Origin of the sequence: Sorangium sp. So ce1335, from assembly GCF_051521615.1 — a bacterium.
GTDB lineage: Bacteria > Myxococcota_A > Polyangia > Polyangiales > Polyangiaceae > Sorangium.
Genome location: NZ_CP150363.1, coordinates 6,093,246 through 6,112,029 on the forward strand (window position 1 = coordinate 6,093,246; position 18,784 = coordinate 6,112,029).

General features: G+C 74.4%; 13 protein-coding genes and 1 tRNA gene. 2 read left to right on the forward strand and 12 right to left on the reverse strand.

All coding sequences use genetic code 11. The features are described from left to right. Window positions 1-24 precede the first annotated feature (24 nt). The gene (locus tag WMF24_RS22500) at window positions 25-1,158 is read left to right on the forward strand and encodes a hypothetical protein (protein ID WP_437738486.1); all 1,134 of its coding nucleotides are present in this window, start codon (window positions 25-27) and stop codon (window positions 1,156-1,158) included. A 58-nt stretch (window positions 1,159-1,216) separates the two neighbouring features. Here WMF24_RS22500 and WMF24_RS22505 read toward each other — a convergent pair whose 3' ends face one another. From WMF24_RS22505 to WMF24_RS22515, 3 genes are all read right to left on the reverse strand, one after another. Then, window positions 1,217-2,518 (reverse strand): hypothetical protein, encoded by a 1,302-nt coding sequence (locus WMF24_RS22505; RefSeq protein WP_437738487.1) that lies wholly within the window; start codon window positions 2,516-2,518, stop codon window positions 1,217-1,219. Between the two features lie 79 nt (window positions 2,519-2,597). Next, complete coding sequence (locus WMF24_RS22510) at window positions 2,598-3,263, reverse strand: class I SAM-dependent DNA methyltransferase (RefSeq protein WP_437738488.1); 666 nt, start codon at window positions 3,261-3,263, stop codon at window positions 2,598-2,600. 10 nt (window positions 3,264-3,273) lie between these two features. Further along, window positions 3,274-4,251, reverse strand: coding sequence for an NAD-dependent epimerase/dehydratase family protein (locus WMF24_RS22515; protein ID WP_437738489.1), 978 nt, complete (start codon window positions 4,249-4,251; stop codon window positions 3,274-3,276). Between the two features lie 86 nt (window positions 4,252-4,337). On the opposite strand from WMF24_RS22515, the gene WMF24_RS22520 reads away from it, so the two are divergent. Then, complete coding sequence (locus WMF24_RS22520) at window positions 4,338-5,264, forward strand: lysophospholipid acyltransferase family protein (RefSeq protein WP_437738490.1); 927 nt, start codon at window positions 4,338-4,340, stop codon at window positions 5,262-5,264. A gap of 68 nt (window positions 5,265-5,332) precedes the next feature. On the opposite strand, the gene WMF24_RS22525 is transcribed toward WMF24_RS22520, so the two are convergent. From WMF24_RS22525 to WMF24_RS22565, 9 genes are all read right to left on the reverse strand, one after another. Further along, entirely contained in the window at window positions 5,333-6,307 is a 975-nt protein-coding gene (locus tag WMF24_RS22525) for a S66 peptidase family protein (protein WP_437738491.1), read from the reverse strand. Window positions 6,308-6,565: 258 nt separating this feature from the next. Then, complete coding sequence (locus tag WMF24_RS22530) at window positions 6,566-11,677, reverse strand: hypothetical protein (protein WP_437738492.1); 5,112 nt, start codon at window positions 11,675-11,677, stop codon at window positions 6,566-6,568. Between the two features lie 173 nt (window positions 11,678-11,850). Beyond that, on the reverse strand, window positions 11,851-13,308 hold the full coding sequence (locus tag WMF24_RS22535; RefSeq protein WP_437738493.1) for a serine/threonine-protein kinase: 1,458 nt from the start codon (window positions 13,306-13,308) through the stop codon (window positions 11,851-11,853). A gap of 249 nt (window positions 13,309-13,557) precedes the next feature. Next, window positions 13,558-14,595: a hypothetical protein gene (locus WMF24_RS22540; protein ID WP_437738494.1), complete on the reverse strand. Its 1,038-nt coding sequence runs from the start codon at window positions 14,593-14,595 to the stop codon at window positions 13,558-13,560. Then, window positions 14,595-15,677, reverse strand: a complete 1,083-nt coding sequence (locus tag WMF24_RS22545; protein ID WP_437738495.1) for a tetratricopeptide repeat protein — start codon at window positions 15,675-15,677, stop codon at window positions 14,595-14,597. Before WMF24_RS22545 ends, WMF24_RS22540 begins: the two co-directional genes overlap by 1 nt. Before the next feature lie 98 nt (window positions 15,678-15,775). After that, window positions 15,776-16,078 (reverse strand): hypothetical protein, encoded by a 303-nt coding sequence (locus tag WMF24_RS22550; protein ID WP_437738496.1) that lies wholly within the window; start codon window positions 16,076-16,078, stop codon window positions 15,776-15,778. Between the two features lie 58 nt (window positions 16,079-16,136). Beyond that, on the reverse strand, window positions 16,137-17,207 hold the full coding sequence (locus WMF24_RS22555; protein WP_437738497.1) for a DUF4190 domain-containing protein: 1,071 nt from the start codon (window positions 17,205-17,207) through the stop codon (window positions 16,137-16,139). A gap of 66 nt (window positions 17,208-17,273) precedes the next feature. Then, a complete protein-coding gene (locus tag WMF24_RS22560; protein WP_437738498.1) occupies window positions 17,274-18,482 on the reverse strand; it encodes a hypothetical protein in 1,209 nt (402 codons plus the stop codon). A gap of 149 nt (window positions 18,483-18,631) precedes the next feature. Continuing rightward, window positions 18,632-18,718: transfer RNA gene (locus WMF24_RS22565), tRNA-Leu, on the reverse strand. Between the last annotated feature and the right edge of the window lie 66 nt (window positions 18,719-18,784).

Below are 18,784 nucleotides of genomic sequence, written 5' to 3' on the forward strand. Positions count from 1 at the left end.
CGCGCTCGCGAAAGGAAACAGGCAATGAAGATCCGATTGCTTGGTTGGTTGGCGGGGGTCGCCGCGGTCGCGGCGGCCGCGTCGCCCGGCTGCTCGCAACCCAAGCCCGAATGCACCGTCGGCAACGCCGCCGTCTACCCGTTCGCCACGAAGTTCTTCGTGCAAGACGAGGACGCCGACAAGCCCTGCGGCCAGATCCAGGGGTTGACGGTGGGGCTGCAGGTGTACAACCCGAACTCGGGAGGCTATCCCGACAGGAACACGAAGCTCGTCGCGATCCAGACGGATCGCACGGAGTGGACGGCCAACGGCGAGACGATCGCGGAGAGCCCTGATCGTAAGGACTACGCGCTCGGAACGTTCGAGTCGATCGAGCCGGACGGCAACGACATCTGCAGGGCCACGACGCTATCGCCTGCCGAGGTGATGCTCGTCCCGCCGCCGCCCGACGGCGAGGGCGGCGGCGGCGAGGGCGGCGGCGGCACCGGTGGAGCCGGCGGCGGCGACGGCGGGGCTGGCGGCGGCGACGGCGGGGCCGGCGGCGGCGACGGCGGGGCCGGCGGCGGCGACGGCGGGGCCGGCGGCGGCGACGGCGGGGCCGGCGGCGGCACCGGTGGAGCCGGTGGCGGCGACGGCGGGGCCGGCGGCGGTGACGGCGGGGCCGGCGGCGGCGACGGCGGGGCCGACGGCGGCGCTGGCGGGGCCGGCGGCGAGGCCGACGGCGGGGCCGACGGCGGCGGCGAGCCCGCCGACGGGCGCTCGCTCAAGTACGAGTGGAGCAACCTGGAAGTGTACGTGACGGCCGCGAACCTCGGAAACACGTTCCAGGCCGATCTCACGTACACCGAGGGCACCTGCACCGCGAAGTACAGGGTCGTCGGGCTCTGGCCCCAGGTCGGCTGCGAGAAGCTCGTCGAGCAGCAGATGGTGGATCCCGAGACCGACGAGCCGGTGGTGGATGAGGAGACCGGAGAGCCGGTGATGGAGGTCGTCGCGACGGGCGAGCCCGAGGACAAGCTCTGCGACAACACCCCGGATCCGGAGCCGCCTTACTTCCTCCCCTGGGCCTCCGGCATCTCCGAGGATCTGAAGGTGAAGTGCGATCCCGTGATGCTCGTCTGCGTGCTCGACTCGGACAAGGTCCCCGCCCTCAAGTAGACACGGCCTCCCGGGCGCAGCGCGTGGCGCGGCGCCCGGGACAGCCGCTCCCCCATGTTCAGGGCGACGGCTTGATGGAGAGCCTCGCCAGGGCCCCGCAGGCGGGGCCGCTCGCGATCTCGAGCGCGGCCGTGAGCGCGCACAGGCGCGACGCCCGCCCGAGCGCGGCCGGATCGCCCGAGACGATGGCCCGCTTCGTCTCCTGCGCGGTACGGACCGACAGCATCGTCCGCGCGCGCGGCGGCAGCTCCGCGCGGCGCGCCGCGAGCAGCTCGCCGAGCCTCGGGCCGGGGTCCGCCGACGGCACCCACGCCCACGCCGACGCGACGAGGGCGTCCACGAAGGCCGCGCGCAGCTCGTCGCCGCCGCGCGCGCCGTCGCACGGGAGGGCGGGGCCGCTCGGCCCCACGTCGGCGGCGGTGAGCCTCCGCCCCGCGATCCGCCGGAGCAGATCGTCGGGCACGCCGGCGAGCGCGCCGTCCCCCTGCGAGAACGCCCCCGCCTTGAACCGCACGGCGAGCGCGGCGCATCGCTCGTCGCGCTCCGCGCGCAGCCGCTGCTCCTCGCGCGCCTTCTCCTCGGCGCGCTCGCGCGCCTCGCGCTCGCGCGCCTCGCGCGCCTCGACCGCGGCGCACTCCTCGGCCCGCGCGGCGACGCGCTGCTGCTGCTCGCCCGTCGCTCGCCCGAGGTCGTCCTGCGCGAGCTCGCGGACGGCGCACACCTCGGGGCGCGCGAGGACGGCGTCGACCCGCGCGCGCGCCGTCCGGACCCGCACGATCACCGACAGCGCCGCGACGATGACGAGGCCCGAGGCCGCGATCGTGGCGATCCTGCGGATCTGCCGGCGGCGGTACGCCTTGGCGAGCGCGCCGCCGCCGCTCTCGTCGAGCTGCTTGCGGCAGCGGCCGATCGTCGCCTGCCAGTGGGCGATGTCCTCGGCGAGCATCTGGAGCGGCTCCGCGAACGGGGGATCGCGCCGCACCTTGTTCGCGAGCCGCTCGAGGCACTGGCTCACGTCGGGGGCCTGCCCGTGGTTCGTCACCTCGGCGACGCCCTCGAGGAGGCCGCCGATGCGCCCCGCGTAGACGTCCCAGGCGACGACGGCCTCGGACTGGCTCTCGCCGAGCCGCTCGATCGCCTCGCGCACCTCCTGCATCGGCAGGAGGCGCTCGACGTCCTCCCTGCGGACGCCCGCGAGCTTCGCCGCCTGATCGACGCCGCGCTGGAAGCCGCCGAGGAGCCCCTCGGGCGCGAGCTCGCGGAGCCCCTCCGGCACCATGCGGCCCTGGATGCACGCGCCCGCGTGGTGCAACGGCCCCATGGCGCAGGTCAGGAAGGTGCCCCCGAGCTTCACTTCCATCGCATCGTCGATCTCCTCTACCCCGGACGGCGCGGCGCGAAAAGCCTCGCGCGCCGTCCTCGGCGCATCCCTCGACGCGTCAACGGCTGCTGCGCGGGGCCTCGAGATCCCAGAGCGCGTAGAGCACGTCGACGTCGTACTCGGTGTGTCGCCAGCCCGGGTGGAGCCGGTAGCTGCGCGGCAGCAGGCCCGCGCGCTGGATGGCGTCCGTCTGCTCGGCGAAGGTGTAAAGATACATGCTCACGCCGGTGAGATCGACGCGGGAGAGCGAGCGCGCGGCGCGCTCGTGGAGCCTGACGTGCGGCCTCCGCTCGACGATGCTCACGAGCATCCGGCCGCCGGCCCGCAGGGCGCCGGCGAGGTTCGTGAGGACGAGCGCGAGGTCGTCGCAGAACTCGAGCGTGCCGAGCGCGAGGGCGACGTCGAAGCGCCCCCACGAGCGCGGGATCGGCAGGTGGTAGTCGTGCCGGTGAAAGGCCCCGTGCGGCCGCTTCTTGCGCGCGATCTCGAGCATGGCCTCGGCGATGTCGAAGCCCACGACCTCGACGGACGGCGGGAGCGCGCGGGTGAGGTGGCCCGGGCCGCAGCCCGCGTCGAGCACGCGCGCCCCCTCGGTGACGACCTCGCGCAGGAAGGCGCGGACGGGCTTCTCGTAGTGCTGGATGTCCTTCCACGTGGAGACGTAATCGGGCGCGAAGTCCTCGTAATACTCGGCGAGCCGCTCGATCCGCGTCGATCGCTTCATGGCGCGCGCCTCAGGTGATGTCGTCGACCGCCTGCACGGTCTCCTGGATGTCGTGCTCGTGCGTGTAGCCGAGGATCTCGCGCGCGCGCCGGTCGTCGACCATGCAGACGTAGCGGATGTGATCGAGCTCGGGGGCCGGGAACGACGTCGCCCTGAAGCGCCACAGCCGCGGGATGATCGTCTGCATGACGAAGTGCGGGATCGTCGCGCGCGTCCGCCCCGTCATCTCGATGACGCGCGAGAGCGGCAGCGGCGGCGGCCCCGCGAGGTTGAAGATCCCGCGCACGCCGGGCCGGAGCGCGGCGACGATCGCGGAGACAACGTCGTCCTGGTGGATGACCTGCACCATCGGGTCGAAGCCGAGGAGCGTCGGGATCACGTTGAGCCGGAGGTAGTTGGACGGCGCGTTCCGCACGGAGCCGAGGATGTGGACGGGCCGGAGGATGACCGTCTCGGTCTGCGGGTGCTTCCAGAAGAACGACTGCGCGAGCATGTCGACCTCGATGAGGTCGCGGATCTCGCTGAACGAGGCGCCGCCGAGCAGCGGCGCGTCCTCGGTGAGGAACTGCGGGTTGTCGGGGCGCGGGCCGTAGGCGTTGGCGCTCGACAGCACGATGAGCTTGGGCACGTCGTACTGCGCGACGTACTCGAGGAGCCGCTGGAAGCCCGCGAGGTTCCAGCTGTGGTGCTCCATCTGGCTCACCCGAGGGTCGTGCATGACCCCGAGGTGGACGACCGCGGCGAGCTGCTCCTGGCGGAAGATGTCCTGGGTCTTCTTGCGGCGGATGTCGATCTGGTGGTGCTCGATGTCCCTGGGGCGCCCCTCGAAGCTGCGCCGATCGACGCCGATCACGCGCTGCTCGCGGTGCAGGCGCCGCGCGAGACGCCGCCCGAGGCGGCCGCAGATGCCGGTGATGAGGATGGGCCGGAGGGACGGATCGGAGTCTGCGACGGGGCGGCGGCCTCGGCCGGGCGTGCGTTCGCTCATCGGCTCGACGGTCGCTTTCGGGCGGCCCGTGGTCAAGCCCTTCCTGCGGTGCAGGCGCACGCGACTTTTGGTATCGTCCCGCGCCCATGGCCGGCAAAAACGCGCTCGCCAGGCTGAGCCACTTCGCCACGCACACCGCGCTGCCGCTCGCGCGCCTCGGGGCCGACAGCGTGCGCGGCACGCTCGACGACGCCACGATCCGGCTGCTCGGCCAGGACTTCGAGGATCGGCTGCGCCGGGTCGCGCTCCCGCAGGCCGCGGACGGGGTCGATCCGTTCGGGCTCGACCGCGAGTGGGCGAAGTACGCGGTCGGGGTGGCCGCGTTCTTTCATCGCTTCTATTTCCGGACCGAGGTGTTCGGCATCGATCGCGTCCCCACCGGGCGCGTGCTGCTCGTCGCCAACCACTCGGGCCAGCTCCCGTTCGACGGCATGCTCATCGCGGCCTCGCTGTTCCTCGACGCGGAGCCGCCGCGCGTGATGCGGAGCATGGTCGAGAAGTGGACGCAGACGCTGCCGTTCGTGGCGACGTTCTTCTCGCGCGTGGGCCAGGTGGTGGGCGTGCCCGAGAACGCGCGGCGGCTGCTCGACATGGGCGCCGCGATCCTCGTGTTCCCGGAGGGGACGCGCGGGATCTCGAAGGGGTTCTCGAGCCGCTACCAGCTCCTCGATTTCGGGCTCGGGTTCATGCGGCTCGCGCTCGAGACCGACACGCCGATCGTGCCGATCGCCGTCATCGGGGGCGAGGAGCAATACATCTCGCTCGGCAACCTCGAGTCGGTCTCGAAGGCGCTCGGGATGCCGACGTTCCCCGTCATCCCGCAGCTCCTGCTCCCCGGCGGCCAGCTCCCGCTGCCGACGAAGTACCGGATCTACTTCGGCGAGCCGATGACGTTCCGCGGCGACCCCGACGACGACGACGCGGTGATCCAGGAGAAGGTCGCCCTCGTGAAGGGGCGGATCCAGTCGATGCTGAACCGCGGGCTGAAGGAGCGAAAGAGCATCTTCTGGTGATCGCGTGACCGCGATCGCGGTGACCGCCGCGCGGGAGCTGCGCGGGCGCGCTCGTGGCGACCGGGCGCTCAGGCGCCCGCGAGCGTGACCGCAGCGCCGGCACCCGACGAGAGGACGCGCGCGCGGCCGCCGAGGATGGCGGGCTCGTTGCGAAGGCCGTGGCCGATCGGCAGCCCCGCGACGACGGGGACGCCCAGCGGGAGCAGCCTGTCGCGGAGGACCTCGTCCACCGTGACGCCGTCCGGGCCCGGCGTGCACTGCTCGAAATCGCCGAGGACCACGGCCGCGGCCGGGGCGAGGTGGCCGCCGACCTCCAGCGTCGTGAGCATGCGATCGATGCGGTACGGCCGCTCGGTGACGTCCTCGAGCAGGAGGACGCACCCCTCCGGCACCCGGAGGCGGCCGGCCGCGGCGCAGGCGTGGAGCAGGGCCAGGTTGCCGCCGAAGAGCGGCCCCTCGGCGGCGCCGGCGCGCAGCGCTGTCAGGCCGCCGAAATGGCGCTCGCCCACCGGGTCCTCGAGGGCGCGGATCAGCGCGGCGCGGGCGCGGGCGTCGCCGCGGCCGAGCGCGGCGACGTGGGCGCCGTGGAGCGACGCGACCCCGGCGCGCGCGGCCTCGACGTGGAGGGCGGTGATGTCGGAGAAGCCGACGATCCAGCGGGGGTGCCTGGCGAGGACGGTCCAGTCGAGCCCGTGGACGAACCGGTTCGCGCCGTAGCCGCCGCGGGCCGCGAAGATGGCGCGCACGTCGGGGTGCGAGAGCGCGCGGACGAGCTCGTCCCGCCGCCGCGCGTCGTTGCCGGCCAGGTAGCCATTCCGCGCGAACATCCCACGGCTGGACGGCGCCGACAGCGACGGCGCCCCGCAACCGCGGGAGTCGCCGGCGAGCGGAGGACCGCCGCCCGTGTCGAAGAGCACGCGGTAGCGCTGGGCGAGCCAGCCGAGACCGACCCACGCAAGGACGTGCTCGAACGGGCTGGAAGGGGCGATGACGGCGACGGTGTCGCCCGGCCGGAGGGCCGGGGGGAGGATCAGCGGGGGCATGTCTCCCCCGTGCCTCCGTGACGCGCGATCTCCCGGTGGCACGCCACGGTCGCCTGCTCAACGCAAGGGCGACGCGCTGGAAGCCCCAGGAGCCCCGCCGGGGGTCCGGAGAGAGATTTCAACGCAACGGCGCAAAGGCGCAAAGGCACAAAAAAGAGAACAGATCCGAGCATTTCTGCGTCTTTGCGTTCTCGGCGTCTCTGCGTCGGGATCTCCGCTCGCGAGGTAGAGCCCAGGCGGGATGTCTGACCCGAGGTGCTAGGCAGCCCCCGGCTCGTCGTCGACGAACTCCACGTCCTCCACGTCGGCGTCGACGTCGACCTCGTCGGAGGAGGACGGCGGCGGCGCCGCAGGTGCGTCGACCGGCGGCGCGAGCGCGAAGTCCGCGGGCTGCGGCAGCGCTGCGTGGCCGTCGAGGTCCGACGGCTGCGCCGGGGCGACCTGCTCGCCGGCGAGCTCGGCCGGCGCAGCGAGCTCGGCGCCGTCGGGAGGAAGGTCCTGCCCGGACGCCGGCGCTGCGCCATGGGCGACGCCCGCCTCGGCCCCGGCGGCGTCGTACGGCGCGTCGCCGTACACCTCGGCCTGTTGCTCCGGCTCGGGCTGCGGCGCCTGCGCGCCGGTGAGGCCGGCGGGCTCTTCCGGCAGCGCCTCGGCGGCGGCATCGACCCCGGAGCCCCCGTCGGCGTTCGCCACCACGGCCACGGCGGCGGCAGCGGCCACCGTGGCCGCCGCCTCGGCGCCGAGCGTCTCGAGACCGGGCATCCGGGGCGCCAGCGGCGGCTCGGTCAACGGCAGGCCCGGCGGCCTGGTGGGCAGCACGGGCGGCGGCGGGGTGCGCTTGAGCTTGCCCGTCTTCGCCCGCTCGAGCCCCGCTGTCGCGTCCGGATCGCCCGCCTTCATGCGGAGGACGCGGCGCCAGGCGTCCGCCGCCTCGCGCGCCTCGCCGAGCTCCTCCTCCCAGATGCGCGCCACCTTGCGCGCGAGCTCCGCCCGCTGCGCCGGATCGCGGCCCCGGAGGATCTGGTCCTCGTAGAGCTGGATCATGCCGCGGTGGTCGCCGAGCTCCTGGAGCAGGCCACTCAGCTCGTTCACCACGTCCAGGTCCGAGGGCGCCAGGTCGTGCAGCTTCTTCAGATCGGCCGCTGCGCCCTGCCGGTCGCCGAGCACGTCGCGCCGCAGCCGGGCCCGGCGCTGGATCAGCTTGCGCACGAGCGGGCCGTCGAACACCTCGTCGAGCGCGCGGTTCAGCGTCGCGCCCACGCGGTGCAGATCGCCCACCTCGCGCCCGAGGGCCTCGAGCGCGTCGAGCGAGGCGTCGTCGACGTGCGCGAGCACGGCGTCGCCGAGCAAGGCGAAGGCGCGGTCGACGTCGCCGAGATCCTGGTAGGCGATCGTGGCCGCGCGGCGGAGCAGCGCCGCCCGGGTGCGGCCGCCGTCGCGGGAGCCGTGGCCGCCGGCGGCGAGCGCCTCGGCGAGGATCGAGCGCAGCGCTGTCGACCGGGAGCGCTCGTCGCCCTCCCGCGCCACCCGCTCGAGGATGGCGATCGTCTCCTCCTGGACGCCGCCGCCGAGCGCCAGCTCGAAGAAGCTCCGCGCCCGGTCGATGGCGCCGCGCTCGCAGGCGATCTCGGCGGCGCGGGCGAGCGCCGCGAGGCGATCGGCCGGGGTGCGGCACCGGCTCACCTGGCGCTCGAACAGATCGATGATGAGGCTCGGCGCGTCGGCGAGCGCCGCGAGCCGCACGAGCAGCGGCTCGACGTCGGGGGTCGGCACGCTGGCCAGCGCGCCCTCGCCGTGGTGGACGGCCTCCAGCGGATCGACGCCCACGGAGACGCGGACCTCGGCCTGCCGCACGAGCTCGGCCGCGCGCGCCGGGCCCGCGAGATCCCGCGCGAGGAGCTCGTGCGCCACGGTGAGCGCCTCGCGATCCTTGAGCTCCACCGCGATGGCCTCGAGCTTCTCCCCGAGGCCGGCGTCGGCGGTGCGCGAGCGCGCGAGCTCCATCGCGACGCGCGCGGCGTCGACGTGGCGGCCGACCTCCACGAAGCGCTCGAAGGCGCCGCGCAGCGCGACGTCGCGCCCCGCGCGCGCGATCGACTCGTTCCAGGCGACGAGCTTGGTCGCGACGATCCCCTTCCAGCCGAGCCGGTCGCCGAGCGCGACGTACGCCTCCCGGCACGGCTCGTCGCCCTGGTCGGCGAGCTTCTCCAGGAGGGCCATCGCCTCGTCGCTCCTGCCGAGCGTCTGGTCCAGGATCTCGGCGAGGCGACGGGTCATCTTGGACGCCTCGTCCTCGTCGCCCTCCACCTCGATCAGGAGCGCCAGGTGGCGCGCGACCTTCGGCCAGTCGTTCAGCCGCTCGGCGAGCCGCTGGAGCCTCGCCACCGCGTCGAGATCGTCGGGCTCGGCGGCGTGGACGACCTCGAGCGCCCTGACGGCGCCGTGCGGGTCGTCGAGCGGCCCCTCGTAGAGGGCCGCGAGCCGCTGCGCGATCTCGATCTGCTCGGCGCCCTGCACGAGCGCGAGCTCGCGCTCGAGCGCGCCGGCGACGCCCCTCAGGTTGCCGCGCTGCTCCTCCAGCGCGGCGATCGCCCGGAGCGCGATCCGGTTCTGCGGATCCAGGTCGGCCACGATCGCCTCGAAGCGGGCGATCGCCGCGTCGAGGTCGCCGGAGCCCTCCGCGAGCATGCGCGCCTCGCGAAGGGCGATCGAGATCTTGCCGGGGTGGCTGTCCGTGAGCGCGCTGAGCCGCCGGAGGAGCTCCGCGCCCAGCTGGTGATCGCCGCGCTCGCTGGCGTCCTCGGCGAGCCGCGCGAGGGCCTCGGCGTCCTCGCCGTCGGAGAGGAGGAGCGAGAGCGTCGCGCGCTCGCCGTCGCGATCGCCGAGCTCGCGCTGCACCACGGCCGCCGCGCGCCGGGCCGCGACGCGCTCCGCCCGGTCCCCGAGCAGCTCGGCCCGGGCCAGCAAGAACCGCGCGAGCTCGGGCAGCCGGTGGGTGCGCCGGTAGAGGTCCTCGACGGCAGGGGCGGCGGCCTCGGCCACCGGATCGATCTCGATCGCGCGCGCGACCCGGTCGAGCGCGCCCTCGACGTCACCCGCGGCGAGGAGCAGCTCCGCGGCCTCGACGAAGAGCGCCGGGCGCGCCTTGCCGTCGACGAGCAGCGCCCGCTCGCAGAGCGCCCTCGCCGCCTCGACGAGCCGCCCCGCGGCGATGTAGGCCTTCTCCGCATGCTCCCACAGCCTGGGCTGACGGACGAGCTCGGCCGCCTGGCTGAACGCGTCGCCCGCGGCGCCCGGCTCCCCGAGCCTCATCCGGAGCTCGCCGAGCTTCTGGAGGAGCGGCGCGCGGGTGAGCTTGTCCTGGAAGCGGACGGCCGCGTCGGAGAGGACCTGCGCCGCGAGATCGAACCGCTCGCCCCGCTCGAAGAGCTTGACCGCGGCCTGGATCGCCGTGCCGTCCTCGGGCGACAGGGTCGCGACGCGCACCCACGCCTCCGCGGCCGCGATCGGGTCGCGGCGCTGCTGCTCGTGGAGCGAGACCAGCTTCTTCTCGATCTCGATCTTCTGCGCGACGTCGTACGTGGCCGCGGCCTCCTGCTCGAGCAGCGCCGCGAGGTCGTCCCAGCGCGAGCTCCGCTCGAGCAGCCGTCGCAGCTCGGCCTGCGCCTGCGCGTCGCCGGGATCGAGCTCGGAGAGCAGCCGCCAGGCCTGCACCGCCGTGTCGACGTCGCGGAGCTGCGACTCGCACAGCGCGGCGACCTCGCGGAGCTGCGCCGTCCTGCGCTCGACGGGCGCCGTGGGGACGCGCGCGGCCGCGAGCAGGACGTCCCGCAGCTCGGCGAAGCTCCGCTTCTGCCGGAGCTGCTCCTCGACCTGCGCGAGCGCGTCCGGGTTGGCCGGATCGGCCTTGAGCACCTCGCGGAGCCTGGCGAGCGGCTGCGGCCTGCGGAGCTCGGCCTGCTGCTCCTCGCCCGGCGGCGGCGCGGCCGGCCCCGTGGCGCTGCCGAGGGTGTCGGGAGCCGGCGTGGAGCCTGGCGCGCCCTGCGCCGGGCCGGAGCTCGGCTCGGCGCCCGAGCTCGGCGCCGGCGCGTCGACCGCCGCGCCCGGCAAGGGGGCGACCGCCGCGACGGGCGCGAACGCGGCCACCGCCGGCTCCGCGGCGATCGCGGCAAACGCCGCGGGCGCAAGGGCGCCGGAGGGCAGCGGCGCGGGCGCGGGCGCCACGGCCGGCGGCGCCGACGGGTGGCGCGCCGCCGCGGCGGGCGGCGCGGACGGCGCGCGCGCGGAGGCCGCGGCGCCGCTCACGGGCGGCGGCGGCACCGACGGGACCCGCGGCGGGGGCGGCAGCACGGACGCCCGCTTGCGCGCCTCGACGGCCATGAACCCGTTCGGGTTGACCTGGAGGTAGGCGAGGTACTGCGGGCGGAGCTCGGCGGTGCGGCCGAGCTGCTTCGCGTAGTGATCGGCGAGCTGCATCGCGCGGTCGTGACCCGGCGCCGCGCGGAGCGCGTGCACCGAGTACGAGTAGCCGTAATCCCCGTCGTACATCTCCGCGAGCGCGACGAAGAGCTCGGCGGCCTCGTCGCGCTCCGGCTGCGGCACCGGCTCGCCGGCCTCGATGCGGTCGACGATGGCGACGCCGAGCGCCTGGATCAGCCCCACGTCGTGCGGCAGGAACACGCGCGCGTTCCGCAGCGCGACCGTGGAGCCCACGAGGTCGCCGGCGCGGCGCCGGATGTCGGCCTCGTCACGAAACAGGGCGACCCGCCGATCCGCATCGTCGATGAGCGCGTGCTCCATCGCGAAGTAGGGGAGCGCCTCGGCGTACTGCTGCTGCGCCTTCAGCAGCTCGCGCGCGGCGTAGATGGCGTACACGTTGTGCGGATCGAGCTCCGCGAGGCGGCGCCAGTTCTCGAGGGCGCGCTCCGGCCGCGAGAGCGGCGGCTCGCTCCACAGCCGGCCGAGCTCCTCGTGCATGGTCGTGAGCTGCGCGCGCACCTCGGGCCGCTCGAAGAGCAGCGGCGTGAGCGCCTTCACGAGCCGCTCGAGCAGCGCGGCGAGCGCCTTCTGATCGCCCTTGTCGCGGTAGAGCTGCGCCAGCCGCTCCGCCGCCGTCCGCTGCGTCGGGTCCTTGTCGATGGCGATCATGAGCGTGCGCGCGGCGTGGTGCGCGTCGCCGATCGTCGTCGACCACACGTTCGCGGCCTCGCTGAGCCAGTGCGCCGCGTACGACGGATCTGCCGTGGAGCTGCCGACGCGCTCGAGCAGCATCGCGTACGATCGTGGGTCCTGCTCCCCGGCTCGGTGCGCATACGCCAGGGCTTCCCCGTCATGCGGATTCGTGACGAGGCGCTGGATGAGCGTTTCCATCTCCCGGGGGTCCATCGGTGCGCGGCGAAGTTACACGTTCGCCTCCGCTTCGTACAGCGACTCTCGGCGCAATTCGCGTTCGTGCGCCGCGGATCTTTTCGTCGCGAGCCGCGGGAGAGCGAGCCGCGCTGCGCGCGTCCATCGCGCGCTGCGCGGCCGCGCGCGTGCCGCCATCAGTCGAATTTCACGTAGGGCTTGCGCGACGGCTGGGGCCTGCGCTTCGGCGTCGGCGCGGAGGGGGCGGCCGCCGGCGGCTCGGGCGTGGCGCTGATCGCGCTCGCCGGGCCCGGCGCCGCGGGCGGCGGCGCCGTCGCGGCGGGCATCGCGACGGCGGTCGACTCGCGCGCGGGGGCGTCGCGCGCGACCGCCTCCGCGAGCGCCCTCGCCTCGTACGCCACGCCCTTCTCGAGCCTGCGCACGCCGTCGCCGGCAGGGCGGCGGAGCTCGCGCACCGCGAACGCCGTCACGATCAGGGACAGCGCGACCGTCCCGACGACCACGCGCGAGGTGCGCCGCCGCGGCGCGGGGCGCAGCGTGCTCGGCGTGTGCGAGGCGTCGACGCCGTCACCCACGACGGCGAGGAGCTCGCTCGTCGCGCCGACCTCGGTCGGCGGAGGGCGGCTCGGTCGCCCGCGGCTCAGGCTCGGCCTCGCCTCGTCCATGGCGCGATCGAGCTCCGCGATGAACTCCTGCGCGCTCCGGGGCCGGTCCTCGGGCCGCTTGGCCAGCGCGCGCAGGAGGAGCTCCGAGACCGACGGCGGGATCCCGGCGTCCGGCGCCGCCTCCGTCGCGGGCACGGGCGCCGTCTTGATGTGCCTCGCCATGACGACGACGGCGTCGTCGTCGATGAATGGCGGCCGCCCGACGAGCATCTGATAGAGCAGCACGCCGAGCGAGTAGAGATCGCTCCGCGCGTCGAGCGCCCTGCCCTGCGCCTGCTCCGGCGACATGTACCGCGGCGTGCCGAAGACGGTGCCGGCCTGGGTCTCGAGGGCGTCGACCGGTCGCTCGGGGCCGGTCATCACCTTCGCGATGCCGAAGTCGAGCACCTTGCAGATCTCCTCGTGCTCGCCCGCCGGGGGCCTGGCCAGGAACAGGTTGTCCGGCTTGAGGTCCCTGTGGATGATCCCCTTGTCGTGCGCCTCGGCCAGCGACAGGAGCGCGTGCCGCGCGAAGCGCACGGCGTCGCCGACGCGAAGCCGCCGCAGCCGCTTGAGCCGCTGCCCGAGCGACTCGCCCTCGAGGAGCTCCATCGCGAGGTAGAGGGAGCCGCTGCTCCACGCGGCGCCGTCGGGTGAGCTCTGCTGCCCCGCCGAGCGACCTCGGCCGAAGCTCGGGTCCGCCGAGTCGTCCACGATCTCACCGAAATCGAAGACGGTGACCGTGTGCGGCGAGCGGAGGAGGCTCATCGCGCGCGCCTCGCGCGTGAAGCGGGCCTTGGCCTGCGCGTCGAAGGCCCGGTCCGATCGGAGGATCTTGATGGCCACGTCCCGGCCCATCGCCTCCTGGCGGGCCCGGTAGACCGTGCCCATCGAGCCGGCGCCGAGCTTGCCGACGATCACGAACCGGTCGGCGATCGTGATCCCGAGGAACGGGTCGCCGTCGGCCTCGGCGAGCGCCTCGCGGCCCACGAGGGCCAGCCCGTCGTGAGGGCAGCGCGGCAGCCTCGCGCCAGCGCCGGCCCGGGAGCCGCCCTCGCTCGGGGGGGGAGGCGGCAGGCTGGACGAGCTCGTCGCGTCCAGAGCGACCGACGCAAGGTGGTGACATCGCGGGCAAATCAGCGCCATGGCCCGGCTGGGATCGCCGGGCGTTCCAGGTGCGCTGGCTGGGAGCTGGCCGTCCGCTGTAGGAGATACCACCGCGATGGGGGAGATCGTCCGTCACTTGGGCTCACACCGCAAGGCCCACGACGAACCGATCCCGTGAGGACGACATCCGAAGCGCGCGACATCGCCGCACGACGCCTCGCCGCAGCAAACATCGCTACAGAATCCCTGAGTTTGTCCACGGTCAATGACGCACACGCCGCCCCGACACGCGTCGTCCTCGGTGCACGCGACGCCGACGGCGGACACGCTTTCTTCCTGGAGCAGCTTTGTACAGGCCCGGACCGTCGCGCTTTCGCCGACGAGGTCGACCTCGCCGCAGCCGACGAGGTGCGTCGCTTCGCCGTCGTCGCCGATGGCTGCCGGGCACATGTCCGACGCACAGCACGGGATCGTGCACCGGCCGCCGTCCAGCGGCTCGACCTCGGCGCAGAGCCCGGAGGCGCACTCCGCGTGGTCGACGCACGCCTCGAAGTATCCGCGGCTGGCCGTCCCGTCGCGCGGCTGGCACGCCCAGGCCGACCCGGCCGAGACGACGCCTGTCGTCAGGCGGCACACCGCCCCGGTCGCCGCGCAGCTCGTGTCCGAGCAGCAGGTGTCGATGCAGACGCCCTCGCTGCACATGCCAGAGCGGCAGTCCCGGTGCGCGGTGCACGCCCCACCGGTGCGCCCCGTGCCCACCTCGGGCCGGCCGACGTCCCGGCCGACGCGGCACAGGCCGCCCCCGCCCTGATCGGGGACCCAGCAGACGGCGTCGCGGATGGGATCGCAGTCGCTGGAGCTGCAGCAGGCGCGCGCGCAAACGCTCGGCCCCTCGCCGCCGAGCTTCGTGGGATCGAGGCAGAAGTCGAGCGCCCCGCAGTCGGCGTGCGTCGCGCAGGGCGCGCCCAGCGCGCGCTCGGGGGGCATCCCGATGCAGGCGCCGTTCCGGCAGAGGGTGCCCTGAGGGCAGGCCGGGGGCCCGACCGCGCCCTCGTCGGAGCAGAGCACCGCGTCGAGCTCGCCGTCGACGAGGACCTCGCACCCGACGCCGAGCGCAGCGAGCGCAGCGAACGTCGAGAGAAGCCGCCGCCCCGCGGCGCCGACGCCCATCAGAACTGCACCTGGAGCCGGGCGCCGTCGGCGCCGAGCGACAGGCTGACCCCTGCCGCCGCCTGCCCCGCGCGCGCGCCGCGCGAGGGCGGGCCATCGCCGCGACGCCGGCTCGCGGAGAGCGCGCCGGCAGCCGAGGCCGGGCGCGGGGCCCCCGGGGACGCGGCGGGGACGCGCGGGGAGAGGTACAGGTAGAGCGCCGTGATGCCGGAGAGCCCGGCGACCAGCAGCGCCACGTCCGCGGCGATGGCGCACCGGTGGGCGGCGTTCGCGTCGGCCTGGAGATCGGCGACGGAGAGGCCGCCGCCCGTGCGCTCGCGGGGGCCGGGATCGCGCGCCAGGGCGAGCGCGCCGAACACGCCGCCGACAACGAGGGATCCGGCGGCGACGCTGCCGCTGACGAGGAGCCAGGGCGTGGGGGGACCCGGGTTCGTCGCCACGACGGAGCGGCGCGGCAGCATCGGCATCCGCGGCAGCATCGGCAGCGCCGCGGAGGCCCCGGCGGACGCCGGGGACGCGGCCGACTGCTGGCGCGCGCTGGAGAGCTCCCGCTTCGCCCCCTTCAGCCGCTTGAGGACCGCCGCGACCTGCTCGCGCTCCTTCGGGAGCGTCTCCATCTCGAGATACCGAACGTAGTAGCGCTCGGCCCTGTCGATCTCCCCAAGCCTCTCGTGGATGACCGCCAGGTTGTAGATGAGCTCTTTCCCCTCGGGATCGAGCGCCACAGCGGCCTCGAGCTTCGCGATCGCCGCGCGGTACTCGCCGTTCTGGTAGAGCCGTTGCGCCTCGTCGTGCAGGGCGGTGGCGCGCTCGATGCGGCGCCGCTTCTCCTGTGCCTCGGTCTCCGCCGCGGGCGACGGGGCGGGATGGGGCGGCGCATCGTCAGGCGATGGCTGCGCGGCGCCGGATGACGCGGGCGCGGGCCGCGCCGGGTCGACCGACGCTCGCTGCGGGGGCGCCTGCGCGGCCGGCGCCGGCGAGGCCCAGAGCACGGCCGCCGCGAGGGCGCAGGCGGCGCGCGCGGTGGATCGCCGGGCGTCGGGGCCGCTCGAGGGGGGCAGGCGCACGGCTGGCTTCGTCACGGCCGCCCACCATAGCGTAACTTCCGCGCTGGCAAGGCCCTGTTGCGCGGCGCGGCCCTGCCCCCTGCCCGCGGGACAGCGCGCGCCGCCCCCGCCGATCACCGGAGCTTGCAGCGGTGCTCGCCGACGAGCACGAGAGCCCGCTCGCACCGGACATCCACCGTGCGCTTCGCCGTGGTGAACTCAAACGTCTGCCCGAACGGCGTCCGCTCCAGCCGGGTCATCCGCGCCCTGCAGCCGTCGCTCGCGCGGCGCCCCTCCGGCGCGCCGGCTTCCTCGCCGCACGCCACGAGCGCGGCCATGCGCTCGACGTCGGCGTTGTCGGAGAAGACGTTGTAGGCCACCGAGGCGCTGAACGCGACACAGAGGACGAAGATGGCGAGCTGGAGGAAGCGCTTCACGGGCCGAGCTTACCCTGTCCGGCGCGCGGGTGGCCGGGCGCCGCGCGCGACGCGCCGGTCAGAGCCGCATGCCCGAGCCGGGCAGCGGGTGCCACGGCTGCCGGCGGGTCGTGTACTGGCCTCGCACGAACGCCCCGAGCACCGGCGCGATGTTGCGCGCGATGTCGTCGTCCCACTCGCCGCCGTTGATCCCGTCCTGCGGCGAGAGATCCGGCGAGAGAAGGAAGAAGCCGGGGTAGAGCCGCCGCGGCATCTTGATCTGATCGAGGTCTTCCTTGAAGACGTCGATGTCCACGCGCACGAGCCGCACGTTCCGGAGCGCGGTCTGCATCAGCGGATCGCTCAACGCGCGATCGACCCCGCGGCACGGCTCGCACGGATCGCTCGTCGTCATCACGAGGACCTTCTCGCCCCGGGCGTGCGCCTCGGCGCGCTGCTTGGCGAGCTCCTCGCTGAGCGTGGAGACGTCGACGCCGATGTCGACGATGGAGAGCCCCCCGATGCGCCGGTGGGTCGTGTGCTGCGGGACGCTGCCGCCGGGCTGCGCCGCCGCGGGGGGAGGCACGTCCGGCAGCGGGGCCGCCGGGGCCGCGGCGCTCGCCGGCTCCGGCGAGGCCTCCCGTTCCCCGACGGTCGAGGCGGTCTCGCCGCCGCCGTGCGTCGTCCACACCCAGACGCCGAAGCCGATCGCCGAGCTCCAGCAGAGCGTGAGGAGCACGCCGAGCGAGAGCCCCACGCTGGCGAGCGCATATCCCCTGCGGGCCTCGGGGGCGCGCTCGATCTCGCGGCGGGCTGCCCAACCGAAGACGATCGCGGCGACAGCCCCGAGCGGACCGAAGAGCGCCGCGACGACCGAGCTCACGGCCAGCGTCGATAGCTGACGCCTCTCCGGCGGGAGCGGCGGGGCGAGGTAAGGATCCTGGATGAACGGCAGCGGCGTGGAAGCGACGTCCGACGGCGCTGCGGCGGGCGCGGCAGCAGCGCGCGTCGCCGGATCGCAGGAGGGTGCGCTGACAGGCAGCTCGACGTCGCGGGGCAGGACGTCCGTCCGCGCATCGCGGAGCGCCTCTGCCGGCTCGTTCGCATCGCGGTTCGGCGGTGACTGACTCGGGCCGAATGCGTGGCTCACGTCCCTCATCTTAGCGCCGACACCCGCGTTACGCCCGCCGTACGCGGGCCTCGCGTCGCAGCGGGCTCAGGGGATACAGGAGCGATCGAGCACCCGCAGGACTGCGCGCTTCGTGCTCACACCGGGGCTCATCGCCTCCGTCCATGCGACGCCAACGCGCTCACCCGCGAGGGCCACACTGGGAGGATCCTTCACGGAATGGGCCCCGTCCGACACCCGGATCCCCCGGGAGGAAGGCGCTCCGTCGGCGCCCACCTTGACGAGAAGGGCCTGCCCCTCGGCCTTGCTGTCGTGGCCGACCCACGCGACGAGCGCCCCTTCCCTGCCCGGCGCGAGCGCGCGCCACTTGCCCTTGCCGATCACCCAGGGCGCCCCGCGCGGCCGCGCCTCGGCGTCCAGCGCGCGGCCGATCAGCGTGGAGCCCTCGCTCCAGACCAGGAGCGCCCCGGCGCCGCCGGTGGACACAAGCCCGAGCCGCTGATCCCTGTCCGGCGTTTCCTGAGTCGCGGTCGCGGCGGCCGAACGGTCGATGCCCTCGGGCTTCGCCACGAGGTGGGCGCTCCCCTCCCGGCCGGACGCATCGAAGCGCGAGGCGCGGATGCTCCCGTCTTCCTCTTCGTGCCACGCGACGAGGTAGCCGCCGGACCCGTCGGCGGCGACCGCCGGCCAGCGCGGCTTCTTCGTGTGGCGCGTGACCCCTACCGCCTTGAGCTGCGGCTGCGCAGGATCGACCGGCCCGAACTGGAACACCCCGAGCTTGTTGCGCTCGGCCCCGAAGGGCGCCGCCGCAACGAGGGCGCCGCCCGGAGCGGGCGCGAGGGCCACGTGCTCGCTGACCTCCCTCCCGATGGCGCCGACGCGCAGGATCTCCGCGGGCGGGTTCGTCTCCCAGCGGGGCCGGGCATACGCGAGCCCCTCGGCGTCGAACCACGTGACGGCCCACGCCTCCCCCGCGGAGAAGATCCGGAGCCCCGCCTCGCGCGTGTTCGAGATCGCCCTCGCCCGGGCGATCTGCCGGGCGTCGCTATCGAAGCCGGCGAACGCGATCTGCGCGTCCCCTCCCTTGAGGTCCACGAGCCACACGGCGCCGAACGTGCCGTCGGATCGCCCGGCGACCCCCATCCCCTCGCGCAGGATGTAGGTCGCGATGTCCCCCGACTTCACCTTGCAGTCCGCGAGGCTGGCGAGGGGGACGAACTCCTGGACGCCGGCCCCGCGCGGGGACTCGAGCTCGGCCTGGGCCGTCGCCACGGCGGGCTCGGTCGAGGCGCTCACCGCCGGGGCCTGGGTCGTCGGTTCGCTCGAACCGGGGGTCGCCGTCGCAGCGCCCCCCGAACGGGAGGCGCTGCGGTCGCAGGAAATGCCGACACCGGCAAGCAGAGAAAGAGCCACTACGGTGGCTGAAGAAGAATAAGACGAGCGCTTGGTGCGAAGCAGAGGACTTGAACCTCCACGGGAGTTACCCCACTGGAACCTGAATCCAGCGCGTCTGCCAATTCCGCCAGCTTCGCGAGCGGGAGCGCATCACTACCTCGCACCCTCGCGGTTCGTCAAGCTCCGCGTAACGCCCCGAGCGA

Excerpts from the sequence above, each read along its gene's own strand:
- WMF24_RS22500 (WP_437738486.1), top strand. The coding sequence starts at position 25 with ATGAAGATCCGATTGCTTGGTTGGTTGGCGGGGGTCGCCGCGGTCGCG.
- WMF24_RS22530 (WP_437738492.1), bottom strand. The coding sequence starts at position 11,677 with ATGGAAACGCTCATCCAGCGCCTCGTCACGAATCCGCATGACGGGGAA.
- WMF24_RS22520 (WP_437738490.1), top strand. The coding sequence starts at position 4,338 with ATGGCCGGCAAAAACGCGCTCGCCAGGCTGAGCCACTTCGCCACGCAC.
- WMF24_RS22515 (WP_437738489.1), bottom strand. The coding sequence starts at position 4,251 with ATGAGCGAACGCACGCCCGGCCGAGGCCGCCGCCCCGTCGCAGACTCC.
- WMF24_RS22540 (WP_437738494.1), bottom strand. The coding sequence starts at position 14,595 with ATGGGCGTCGGCGCCGCGGGGCGGCGGCTTCTCTCGACGTTCGCTGCG.
- WMF24_RS22525 (WP_437738491.1), bottom strand. The coding sequence starts at position 6,307 with ATGCCCCCGCTGATCCTCCCCCCGGCCCTCCGGCCGGGCGACACCGTC.
- WMF24_RS22505 (WP_437738487.1), bottom strand. The coding sequence starts at position 2,518 with ATGGAAGTGAAGCTCGGGGGCACCTTCCTGACCTGCGCCATGGGGCCG.
- WMF24_RS22510 (WP_437738488.1), bottom strand. The coding sequence starts at position 3,263 with ATGAAGCGATCGACGCGGATCGAGCGGCTCGCCGAGTATTACGAGGAC.